This is a genomic window from Vibrio taketomensis, assembly GCF_009938165.1.
Classification (GTDB): Bacteria; Pseudomonadota; Gammaproteobacteria; order Enterobacterales; family Vibrionaceae; genus Vibrio; species Vibrio taketomensis.
This window is the reverse complement of the sequence record NZ_AP019650.1, coordinates 367,190-380,871: the sequence shown is the minus strand read 5'-3', so window position 1 is coordinate 380,871 and position 13,682 is coordinate 367,190. Positions and strand designations below refer to the sequence as shown.

1 protein-coding gene is annotated in these 13,682 nt (G+C 46.6%); it reads right to left on the bottom strand.

Going from position 1 to position 13,682, the window contains the following annotated elements; genetic code table 11:
- Positions 1 to 58 precede the first annotated feature (58 nt).
- Positions 59 to 13,456 carry a retention module-containing protein gene (locus Vt282_RS15385; protein ID WP_162063944.1) on the bottom strand — a complete coding sequence of 4,466 codons (13,398 nt, stop codon included), beginning with the start codon at positions 13,454 to 13,456 and terminating at the stop codon, positions 59 to 61.
- Between the last annotated feature and the right edge of the window lie 226 nt (positions 13,457 to 13,682).

Sequence of the window (13,682 nt, the reverse complement as noted above, 5' to 3'; positions counted from 1 at the left end):
TTTGGACGATCAAAAAAGCACCGCAAGCGGTGCTTTTGATTTTTGTTATGACTAACGTTTATGGATCGTGTTGGAATACATTTTCATCCAACAATGTCGTCAACATCTGCGACTGGTCCGTCACATCCAGCGTTAAGCTTTGAGCGAGGTTTTCAACCACAATCGTCTGCTCCTCGCCCGCACCGACTCCCGCAGGATGAATGCTCAACGTAACATCGTCATTTTGCACATCGACTTGAATATGATCGAGCAATTCATTGATGTCGACACTTGGTGATTTAAGCTCTGGCAACACATCACGAAGGTCAATTTTGTCTTCCTGAACGGTAAAATCGATAATGGTATCCACTGCACCATCATCAATTTCTCGCCACACAAACACATCCATTCCCGTGCCACCGGTTAGAATATCTGAGCCTAAGCCACCTTCGATAATGTCATCACCGCCACCACCCAATATGGTGTCGTTACCTTCACCACCTACAAGGGTGTCATTGCCATCGCCACCTTCGATACGGTCATCACCACTACCAGAAGTGAGTGCCACACCCGTATCATCACCAAGCAATTGCACATCGTCGGTTGCTGCGGATTGATCGATGCTATCACCATCTGCAAATACATCGAGTTGTATGCTCAGCGGAGTCGATTGCGCAGTCTCTCCATCATCGGTCGACACAGCGATAACCTCGATTGTGTGGTTACCCACTGGAGCGCCCGATATCTCAAGGCTCGCGATTTCATCAGCAGGAACAGTATACACACCACCACTTGGTGATATCTCACCTGATGATGTGGTAACTTGTGCGCCCGCAGGAACTTGTGAAAGCTCTAACGTCAGTACCTCATTCACATCCGTTAACGCTGCAATAATACCAACAATGGCAATACCACTATTACTGGCCGATAGGTTAGCAGAAATATTGCGTACATAATCAAAACCCGGCTGAATCGTTAACGTTGGCGCATCAGCCACTGGGTTAACAGTGATGCTATGAACCTTACTGGTTGTTAACGGCATACCCGATGGATTACCAGAATCCGTCGCGGTTACCGTCAGGTTGACGCTTGCCGCAGTCGCAAAGCTCGCATCTAGCATGACTCCTTCACCACTATTTGGCGTATCGAGCAGTGCATTAATTTCAGCAATCGGCCCCAAGAGAGTTATCGTGCCGCCGGTTGGAGGCGTCACTGTAATATTGCTACCCGTTGGTAAGACGACGCTTAGTGAACCATACGTCACTGACAACTCAACGCTAATCAAATCATTCGCGTAGGCATCAACATAGTCGACGTCACTCACTGTAATGCCTGACAGTTGCTGAGCCGCGGCTTCATCAATACTTGGAGTAGCCAGAGTCACGTCCACTTCCGGCGCATCATTCACCCCGACGACAGTCAATGAAATCGTACCCGCATCAGTCAGGAAGTTGTCGACACCATTGTCCGTGCCGTTATCTTCAATCACGTATGTGATATCGACATCACCGTTAAAGTTAGGTGCTGGGGTAAACGTCCATGATGTTCCATCTGGGTTGGCAACTATGGTGCCCTGCTCCGGCGGAACGGTGATTGATTTAACAATCAATGTTTGCCCTTCAGGATCGGGATCAGTACTTAGCCCCGGTCCAATTAGCTGGGCGGTTGTAATTTGAATCGAGCTGTCTTCGTTAATCGAACCAAGGTTCACATCCGCCGCATTTGGTGCATCGTTGAGCTCTGAAACGTTAATAACGAATTCGGCTTGGTTTTCATTTGACGTCTCTGGATTAGCATCAACAATCCCTAAATTGCCGTTGTCGTTTACCGTCGCGACGACTTTTACACCATCAGGGTCAAGTAAATCATTGCTGTTTAACGCAGGGGTAAACAGCACCAAACCTTGCGCTAGAGCCGCATTGATATTGGCGACCGTACCTTGTAGCTCGATGGTATCGGCACCTGTAAAGCTCACTGTCACATTGTTTGCACTCGCAATGCCTGCTTTTTCTGACAGAGTGCCGCTATCTACATTAAGCGTTAAGGTATAGTTCGCGTTTGGATTATCCAGTTGCGCATCGATATCCTCGATGGTGAACCCTTTTACTTCAACGGTTGTATCTTCTTGGGTTTGCAAGTTCGCAATGCCGTCGAAGTAGGGTCTATCGTTAACGGCTTCAACGGTAACATCCACATCAAATTGATTAATCGGACCTAAGAATTTGTCACCGTTATATTTGGTGTCTACCGATTGCACTTTGATCGTCAGAGCATCTGGCGCCCACGTACCTTGGTTTTGCTCACCAGAGTTAAAGACGATTTTATCCAGATCCTGTGCATTCGCTTCAAGCTGCCAAACACCACCACCGAGATCAGTCGCCAATGTTGTGCCATCAGGGAAATAGATCGAACCGCCATCTGGCACATTCTCAACCGTGATAAGTAATGTCTCTGGTTGATCTTGATCGGCTTCACCTGGCAGCAAGTCATTTCTATCCGTCACACTGGCATTGATAGCTATGTCGATATTTTCGCCTTCGTTACCCGATACCGCCGCAACAGGGTCAACATCGACCACGTCGCCCACTGGAGTCACGTCAATCATAAATTGACCTTGGTGAACTTGAGGCACACCCAGCAGCTTTTCTTGGGTGAACACTTCAATACCGATGTCGGCTTTACCACTGAAATTCGCTGCAGGAGTAATGGTAATGGCACTCAGATCAATACTGGTCACATTTGGATTAGCCAATTGGATCGTCCATTCACCGCCGCCATTATTTTTCACTACAAAGTCAGTTGAATTGCTGTCAACGATAAAGTCTTTTGGCAAACCCGTTAATTTGACAGACAAGAAGACTTCAGAACCGTCGTTATCGATCAGTGACACCATCAAACCACCACTTGCGGTTGATAAGCTAATCTCACTGTCTTCATTGCCAACCACTTCGATACTTGGACTATCAGGCAAATTGATAGGGTCAAGCACAGGCGTGATATCAAATGACGCCGTGTTGGTGTAAGTGATACCTGCTTGTTGATTCGGCGTTTCAGTGGTTGAGGTTTGATCAAAATCTGTGGTGTCAGAAATCGTCGTCGTAATACGCAAATCAATCGTATTTTGATCGTTACCGGTCGGGTAGTTCTCTTTCGGTAAGAAATAGATCTGTTGCAACGCCGCTTCAATTACACTTGGGTCATTCGACTCAATCACCAGCTTGCCAGGCTCCGCTAGAACCAAAGGCACGCCATCTAATCCAACCCACTCACCAAGCGTTGAATCAACTAGCTCAATCTCAACTTTGGTCAGTACCTCTTTACCTTGTGTGTCGGCATCTCGCTGATCGGCCAAGCCCACATCCACAACCAGCTTGATGATGTTATCTTCAAGCGCTTCGCTAGATACTTCCGTGCCCGTGTCTTTTTCTACCGATGTCGCCGTTACACCCAAAGATGGCGTCACGTCGTTGTCTTCAGGTTGCGCCGAACCGCCTTGAGCAACGGGCACATCCACTAATGGACTAACGGCTACAGGCACATTAAAACGTACTGAGTTTTCATCGCCCGATTGAGTATCTGTCGTGACGATAGTCATTGGAATAATAAAGTCACCGGCGTAGTCAGTTGGGGTAACAAATTGCAATCCTGCAGGGAATGTGAGTGCACCTGATGCATCAACACTTGCCGAGAACACATACAGATTATTAGCAAAATCAAATTGCGCACCACGAATTTCAAGCCCTGCGACTTCTGGTGGAATATCCGCAACTGAAATAACGACCGTCACCTGATCAGCGACACCATCAGCAGAGCCTGACGTCACTTTGAAGATTTTGCTCAGTTGCGAACTTACATCAAATGCGTTGTCTTCAGTGCCGATCACGATCGCCGCAGGATCTTGAGTTAACGTCATGCCTTCAATATCCGCAGCCACACTTGGCGCTGGAGTAACATCAGACGGGAAGACTAAATCGACGGTGGTTGTCACCTCTCTTGGTGCACTACCCTCATTTTCATCGCCTTCATCGACTACTTGAGTGACAAATTCAACCCCAATGGTGTTTTCCGTCGCACCTGTACTGTATTTGAGGCCATCAGGCGCTGAAATCGTGAAGCTATCTTCATCAACAATCGTCCATGAACCGTCACCATTATTGATACCGCCAAAGACATAAAGTTGATCCATTACATCTTGGAAATCTTCGCCCGGCGGCACGACAAAACGCACTACAACCTGATCGACTCGTTCAACAGAACTAGGGTCAAGATCTTCAAACACGACCACATTCGCATCGCCATCTGGCTGATTAATGGTGAAGCGTATCTTACCATCATCTGGGTTTTCATCGTCACGAATCGTGGTGACTGCATTGCCATTTTTATCTTCGATGGTAAGCGTACCATCTTGTTCCACCACAGGGTTCACCACGATGGTCAAGTCGCCTTTGACCTCTTTTTCCACGACAATACTCGGATCGTCTTCGTCAATTTCACGCACGGTAATCGTACTCTTGAGCACAAAGTTCACGCTCGAGTCTTCTGGCGGCTTAACGGTAATACTTGGCGAGGTTGAGCTTTGGTCCAGCCCCGTAATCGTCAATGTACTGCCATCAAAGGTAGCATTTGGATAATTACCCCACGGCTGTCCATTGATTTCCACTTCACTACCCGGTGGAAAATCTTCGATCACAATTTTGCTCGCGAATTCGTAGTCACGTCCGTTAGTTGTTGGGCGGCTATCTGGAGCATCCGCTGTACCGCGTAAATTCGGGTCGTCAGTGACATTCCAAGGCACAAAGATAAACGTATCTTCGCGTCCTCTTGAAGATGCTTGATACATGCCATCGTCACCACCAGCTTCAATTACTGGCTCGATGTTAACGCGCAGTACCCCATTAACCTCGCGCACATGACCATCGTTTTCGGTGATGATCACTTTGGCGTCAATAACGATGTCATCCGTTTGATATTTAGATGGGCGAATGGTGATACCTGCGTCGTAATCGTCTTGTGTAATCGCCGCTTGATAAAGTGGACCATTTGGCCCTTCACCCACGTACACCAAGTCAATGGCACCGCCATTGGCGTCCAATAACTCTACATCATCCGGAATATTACTTAAGATAGCTGACAGCGATTCTGAGTTATCAAATACGCCATCCTCTTCTTCACCAGAAAGCACAGCAAAACTGATACCAATCTCGGTACTTTCATTGATATAAACTTGTGCGCCAAACAGGCCTGAGCCATCGTCGTATTGATACCAAGTGTTCAGCTCAGGGCCTGTGCCCGGCTCCGGTGGTACATCCGGCAAAAACGGAACATCCGCCACGCCCTTAACCGTGACATTCACCGTTTTCGGGTCGGCCATCGGTTTAATATCGACGGCTTCTTGCGGATTACCATCGGTATCAATGAGTGTTGCGGTGTCTTTAACGAAGCCTTGCACGTCAAAACGGAAGTTTTCATTGCTATGCAACGGCGGCTGAATCTCGACAAATGGCAGAGCAGATTCAGGCACTTGGAACACGCCTGGAGAGACCTGAACAATCGGGTTGTCGCCGGCGCCAATCCAACGCACTTCATAACCTACCAGCGGATCGCCATTTTCTAACTGAAAGTTTGTTAATTGAACGAACTGGCTTTCAGAGTTATCACCCACCGTATCGATATCATCCGTCGAACCCAAGGTCACCACTTTATTTAAGGTGAAATCTAGGTGATCAGTCTCTGGATCAATAGTGTCTTGCGTTGCAGCATTGTCTTCGAAAATCGTAATACGATTGACACTAAACGTACCTTGGTCTGCGACAGGTGAAACGTTAATAACCAACGGTTGTGCCATTGACTCTGCCGTTTCTTTGCCTGCTAGCGGGTTATCCGTTTCCTCAGTAATCGCATAAACGTTAAAGGTAATCGCGCCAGAGAAGTGGTCAATCGGATTGACCTGCACATCCGCGATGTCTGCTGCAGGGATCAGATAAACACCCGCCGATGTTGGCGTAATAATTTGTCCTGCGCCAGTCTCTAATACGAACTTACCCTCACCGCCAGTGACTTCTAAGCGATAAGTGATCTCTTCAGGATTACTGCTATCTTGCGTATCTGCCTGCAACTTGAGAATCGCATTATCACCATCTTCCATAATTGAGTAGCGCGATTCAGTGTTGGTTGGATTCCACGTGGCAATGTCAGCGACTGCCTTCACATCAATCGTTAATTGAGCACTAACGTCATGATCTGGCATGCTGTTATTAAGAATATTGACACTAATTGGCACTTCAAAACCCGACGCGGAAGAAGAGTATTGACGATCTGGCACAAAGAACAAATTCTCAATCGTTGCAATGGATCCACTCAAACTCTGCTCTATGTTTGCCGCATCAAGTAGCAAACTGCCATCAGGCTGAGCTGTCAAAGCAATATAGGTTGAGGTAGCCGAGTCAAAATAGTAGAACTGTCCGTTGTAACCACCTGGGCCGATCGTCACCGAGCCAATTTCTTCGTTGTTGTCTAAATCGAACAATTCTACGCTCAGCGTTACCTTACTTGGTGTCACTGGCAGCGAATTTTGATTATCTTGATCGTTGCTGTTTACAATTGAAGGATTAAAGTTCAGAGAATCTGAACGACCAGAATCCTCAAAACTACTCACTGTCGATGCGGTTATTTCCGCGTCTTTATCCAAGATGGTTACGTTATAGGTGCGCACACTCGTATCTTGGTCACCATCGGTCGCCGTGACATTAAGCGTAAATACCTGTTCGCCGCCTTGATGCTCAAAGTTAGTCACTGGCGTAAAACGGAATTGTCCTCGCTGAGAATCATCCGGTCTAATGACTAAGTCACCGAGCTGCTCATAGGTAGTATTGCCGGATGCATCAGTGCGAACCTCTACCACCATAACGGTTGTTATCGCACCGTTAGGTGAAATGCTCTCAACATAGCTACCATCGGCTAATTGGAAGCGGATGGTTGAGTCAGCCGTGCTAACCGCTTCAACGAGCGAAATTTCTGCGCCATCGGCACCGGGACGGCCAAACATATTGACGTTAGTACTGCTCGTTTCCCCTTCCACGACTTCGATCGTGCGGTTAATGATGCGTGGTATATCATCGACTACATCAATGGTTAACGTCACCTCGCCCGTTTCATCACCATCAAAGTCAACAGCTTTGATATCAAAATCAATAGGTTGATTGTTTTCCCCATCCGCTGGCGGATGATCAAAAGGCTGCACTAAACTAAAGCTGTATGTGTTGGTTGCATTATTCAGCACCAAGGTGAACACCGTATCACCATCGGTCTCGGTAACCGCCGTGTAAGTCACCGTATCACCTGATACCACGACTGGTGACCATACTAAGCCTTGGTTGTCGGAAGACAATTGATCCAACAAAGTATCCAAATTGGTAATTTGATACTCTGCAATGGTGTCTGCCCCTTCAACCACAGTAAACTGACCACCAATCGTTGTTGGTTCTTTATTACCGTCTGAGCCAATACCAGGAAGGTCATCTTCATCAACTTGGGTATCACCCGAAATGCCCGTCAACGTAGGCTTATCATCATTGATATTCACCAACAGTGTCGCAAGGCTGGTATCACCATCATTGTCATGAGCGAGCACACCAAAACTCAACGTTCTTAAATCAGACTCTTGGGCATGATCGATAGGCGCTTTGAGTTCAAAAGTGTAACTACCATTAGCATTGAAGGTCAGTACAAACACGTCAACGCTGCCAGCTTTTGCGGTATACACGTATTGATTTGTGGTAGTGTTAATCACTGGATCGCCAATCACAACATCAACGCCTCCAGACTGTAACCCTGAGACTGGTGTAGTGGTTGAATCTAAGGTGTATTTAACAATGGAATCCGCACCTTGAATGACGCCAAACTGTCCACCATCCGTTACGGCGTCACTATCAGGCGTTGACCCCGTACTTAAATCATCTTCGCTAACGCTTAGATTTTGCACTGAGTTGATCAGCGGGATGTCATCTATGATGGTGATGTTGAGTGGCAATTGATTACTCGGATCATCATCAAAATCGACAACACTAATTTGGAAACCAATTTGTAAGCTGTTCTCACCCGCACCATCAGGATGGTCTAGCGCTTTCAGTAACGTGAATTCGTAGGTTTTTGCCTGAGAATCAAAAACCAAGGTAAAGACAGGAACGCCTAAAGCGGTCTCTGCTGTATAAGTGAACGTCGTACCAACCTGAGCTGGCGTATCATCTGTCCATTTTAGCGCTTCACCACCTGACGTTAACGATGCCAGTACGTCGGCTTGGTTAGCAACAATGACGGATTTGATGCCATCAGCACCTTCCGTGTATTCAAAACTACCATTGGTAGAATTTGCTTCGGGTGTGGTATCGGACCCCACCGTTGGAATATCGTCTTCATCCACATCATTTGGTGGCGTGATGCTATCTAACGTTGGCGCATCATCAACAATCGTCACTGGCAGAATTTGGCTCGACAGATCCCCGTCTTCATCTTTTGCTTGAACGGTAAAATCGATGGTTTTACTTTCTTCGCTTGGAGCATGATCAATTGGCGCTTTAAGTTCAAACTGATAGGTGCCGTCAGCATTTAGTGTCAACACAAATACTTCAACACCACCCGCTTTGGCCGTATAAGTATGTTGGTTGCTGGCTGAATCAATCACGACCGGATCAAGCGTGACAGCCACACCTCCCGACGTTAACCCAGCTACTGGATTGGTGGTTAAATCCAATTGATAGAGAATAACGCCATCTGCGCCTTCTGTGGTGGTAAAACGACCATCATCCACCAGCGAGTGATTGCCATCACTACCATTAGGCAGGTCATCTTCATCAACACTTAACCCTTGCGCACCTGTAATCAGTGGTACGTCATCAACAATCGAAATAGTGAGCGTCTGTGGCGCAGAGGTATCGTTATCAAAATCGGTGGCACTGATTGCGAAACCGATATTAATCACATTTTCGCCATCGGCATTAGGATGCTCCAACGGCTGTAACAGACTAAAGCGGTAGCTGTTATTTGAGGTATCAAACACGAGAGTAAAGACAGGCACACCCGAAACAGTTTGCGCTGTATAGGTGTACTGAGTGCCAACCTGAGCTGGTGAATTATTACTCCACTGAAGAGCCTCACCGTTTGAGGTCAGTGTATTCAGCGCTGGTGTTGTATTTTCAATTTGGTAACTCTTAACCCCATCAGCACCAGAATCAACCTCAATGGTGCCACTGATAATCGTCGATTCTTTGTCCGCATCTGAGCCTTGTGCATTCGCAACATCGAGGTCGTCTTCGTCAACTCGAGTTTGACCTGTAAACCCATTGATAACAGGTTCATCGTCGACAATGGTTACAGGTAGTATTTGACGACTGATATCACCATCTCGATCTTGCGCTTCAACAGTGAAGTTAATGAGGCGACTACCTTCATCTTGATCATGATCTATCGGCGCTTTTAGCTCAATGCTATACGTACCATTGGCATTAAGAATTAACTCAAACACTTCAACATTGCCTGCTTTGGCAACATAAGTATGCTGTTGAGTGCTCGCATCAATAATCGGCGCGTCTAAAGTAATCGCTACACCACCTGAGGTTAGTCCCGCTACCGGATCCGTTGTCGGATCGATGCGATAAAGAATGACACCATCGGCACCCTCCGTTGTAGTAAAACTGCCGCTATCTGGAGTAGTAAAGTCACCTTCATCAACACTCAAAGCCTGAGCGCCAGTAATGGTTGGCACATCATCAACAACGTTGATAGTCAGTGTTTGCGGATCGGTCGTGTCATTATCAAAATCGGTCGCGGTGATATTAAAACCAATATCAATACTGTTTTCACCCGCTGCCGTAGGATGATCAAGTGGTGCTAATAAGCTGAAGCGATAACTGTCATCATTGGTATCAAACACCAGCGTAAACACGGTAACACCGGAGGCGGTTTGCGCCGTGTAAGTAAATTGTGTTCCGTTTTGTACCGGGCTATTGCTACTCCATTCCAGAGCTTCACCGCCAGATTTTAGAGACGTGATATCTGGCGTACTACTATCAATTTGATAGCTCTTAATACCATCAGCCCCCGCTTCAATACTCATGTTACCCGAGATTACGGTTGGTTCTTTATCGCTATCTGAACCCACTGAAGCGGTTGTATTAAGATCATCCTCATCAACGCTCGTATTACCGGTAAATCCATCCAATGATGGTTCATCATCAACTAACGTGACTGGCAAAATAGCGCTGCTGATATCACCGTCTTGGTCTTGCGCTTGAATGGTAAAGTTGACCACTTCACTTGCGTCACCGTCAGCGTGATCAATTGGTGCTTTGAGCTCAAAGGTATAACTACCATCAGCCTTTAGAATCAGTTCAAATACTTCAACAGAACCCGCTTTAGCAACATAAGTATGCTGGTTTGTCGTCGCGTCAATAACGGCAGGTTCAAGCGTAATGGCAACACCACCAGACGTTAATCCATCGACTGGATTCGTCGCAGGGTCAATACGATATAAAACAACGCCGTCGGCCCCTTCGACCGTGGTGAAGCTTCCGCTGTCAATGATCGGGTCATTACCATCACTGCCCGCGACTAAGTCATCTTCGTCTAAACTGAGCGCCTGTACACCAGTAATCTCTGGCACATCATCAGTTACAGTAAGAGTCAGTGTCTGTGTGTTAGTTTTGTCGTTATCAAAATCCGTCGCTGAAATATCAAAGGCAATATTTAAGGTGTTCTCACCTTCGGCGTTGTCATGGTCAAGTGGTGCAAGTAGCGTAAAGTGGTAACTGTTGTCAGAGGTATCAAACATCATCGTGAACACAGAAATACCCGCTGCGGTTTGCGCAGTGTAGGTATATTGTGTGCCGCTCACGGCAGGTGATGTTGCGCTCCACTCTAGCGCTTCCCCGCCAGAAGTTAGGTTCGCCAATGTCGGATTGGTCGCTTCAATTTGATAGCTTTTAATGCCATCTGCACCTTCTTCGACATTAAAGTTACCTGTAATCTGGGTTGATTCTTTATCCGTATCTGAACCCTGAGATGCCGTGGTGCTTAAGTCATCTTCATCAACTTGAGTCTCACCCGTGAAGCCATTTAGCGTCGGCTCGTCGTCAACGAGTGTAATAGGTAAAACTTTACTGCTGATATCGCCATCTTGATCAACCGCTTGAACGGTTACATTGACGATTTTGCTATCTTCATCATCGGCGTGATCAATCGGGGCTTTAAGCTCAAAACGGTAACTCCCATCCGCATTTAAAACCAGCTCAAAGACTTCCACAGTGCCGGCTTTTGCTACGTAAGTATGTTGGTTATTCGCATCGATCGATACAGGGTCAAGCGTAATCGCAACGCCACCAGATGTTAAGCCAGCCACCGGATTGGTCGCCGGATCGATTTGATACAAAACCACACCGTCAGCACCTTGGATGGTAGTAAAACTTCCGGAATCAACGATGGCATCTGAACCATCGCTACCGTTAGTAAGATCATCCTCATCAACACTCAACGATTGTACTGCGGTGATTTCTGGTACGTCATCGGTAATATTGAGAATGAGTGTTTGTGCGGCCGTGGTATCGTTATCAAAATCCGTCGCGCTGATGTTAAAACCGATATTAAGATCGTTCTCGCCATTCCCAGTTGCGTGGTCGAGTGGTTGTAGCAAGGTGAATTTGTAGCTGTTGTCACTGGTATCAAAAACCAAGGTGAATACATCAATGCCTGCTGATGTCTGCGCGGTGTAACTAAATTGCGTTCCAGTTTGAGATGGAGATTCACTACTCCATTGCAGAGCTTCTCCGCCAGATTTCAGGCTTGAAATGGAAGGTGATGTGGTATCGATTTGGTAGCTCTTCAGGCCATCCGCTCCCGCTTCAACAACAAAATTTCCGCTGATCACGGTTAACTCTTTGTCCGGATCAGAGCCTTCCGGTGTAGAGGTTGTTAAATCATCCTCATCAACATTGGTTTCACCAGTAAAGCCATTCAAACGTGGTGCATCATCGACAATAATGATCGGCAATACGCCTTGAGTAGTATCCCCGTCAAAGTCTGTCGCGATAATTGGTAAATCAATCTTGGTAGAATCACTGTTTACCGCATGATCGATCGGATTCAGCAAACTAAAAGTGTACTCTCCGTTTGGTTTTACCTCGATGGTAAACACGTTTTCCGAAGCGGTAGAGCCAGTGTATGAATAACTTAAATCACTGTTCGCCACCTCACTGATGGTGATCACTTCACCATGAGCGGTGATTGCGCCTTGTTGATTAAACGCACTGACATCGAGTCGATATTCTTTTATCTGATCACTACCGACATCAAGATCGATCACACTGCTTTTGCTCGTGTCTGCTGGGTTTACCTCTGTGCCGTTAGCAAGATTTGCCTCGTTAATGGTAATCGCTGGCACGTTATCAATATCTGGGTCCGGGCCATCGACAATACCAACGGTTGCTGAGATTGGACTGCGTATCGCGTTATTACCAATATCTGCGCCGACAATATCAAACGAAACATTAATTTGGTCGCCGACCAAAGCCACGTTGCCACCACCCACCGCGGGTACATGGTCAATTGGGCGATACAGTGTGGTTGTTAGGGTAAGCTGGAGATCTTTCCCTACATTCTGTGCATCAATATCGATAGTTAAGACAGGTTCGCTACCAATCACCCCTTCAATGGCATTGGTTGCTGCGTTATAACTGAAGCTCACATCCTGTTCGGATGCTTTGATGTCGTTATTAAGTTCAGCCAGCAAAGAAGCCAGTGATGACGATTCTGGTACGAAGCTTTGCGGATCGAGCTGTAGATCGCCCGCCTCAATTAAAATCGAAGCGGTGGTCGATGTCGGATACGTTTCTGCAGCGTTTAAGTCTGCTTCTACCACGATTTCAGAGATTGACTCACCACCTGCGGCAAAAACTGTCGAACGAAGAAAATCATCGTCGTCATCAACTGTGTCACGGCGAACGCCGGTTGTTTCGAAAAAGGTTTGAGCGAGTACTTGAGGATCGTTGTATTCGATTGTGACGGCGCCAGCATTCGCTGAACCGATGATACCGCCAGCGGCAGCCGCTTCGGTAATTTGCGTTGGGTCTTCTCCGGCTAAAATTGCGTCTTGGATAGCCTCAAGTTCTGCGATGTCTACCACGGAGTCTGGCTCAATGTTGACCGTGATTTCACCGTCGAGTTCAACAACCTCGAGCTCGCCATTCTGATTACCGCAGGCAATACAATTAGGGTTTAACGTAGAAACCGATTCAGAATTGATGGGTTCTTTATCTACAACCACCTCATCAATCGTCACACTGGAGTTATTGGATGTGATAACCAATTCATTTTCACTAATCGTGTCACCTGGACTCAACAGTCTCGCCACACCTTGACTATTGATCACGACCACGTCGCCTTTTACTGAGGCGACTTTGGCACCACCGATTAGAACATTATCTACCATGCTCTCCCCCGAATTGTCTTAAACTAATGCACTTTCTTTTTTATTGATATGTTTATCATTTTTATGGCAACAATTTTGCCATAACTAACGTTACATTTCATTAATTTAAGCGACACACTCTACACTATTTAAAGTATAGACTCTGTTTAGGGTCTGATATCGGTTATCTGCGGGCGTAATGATAGAAATAAGCTTTAATATCATTAAGGATTAGATTATCTTCTCA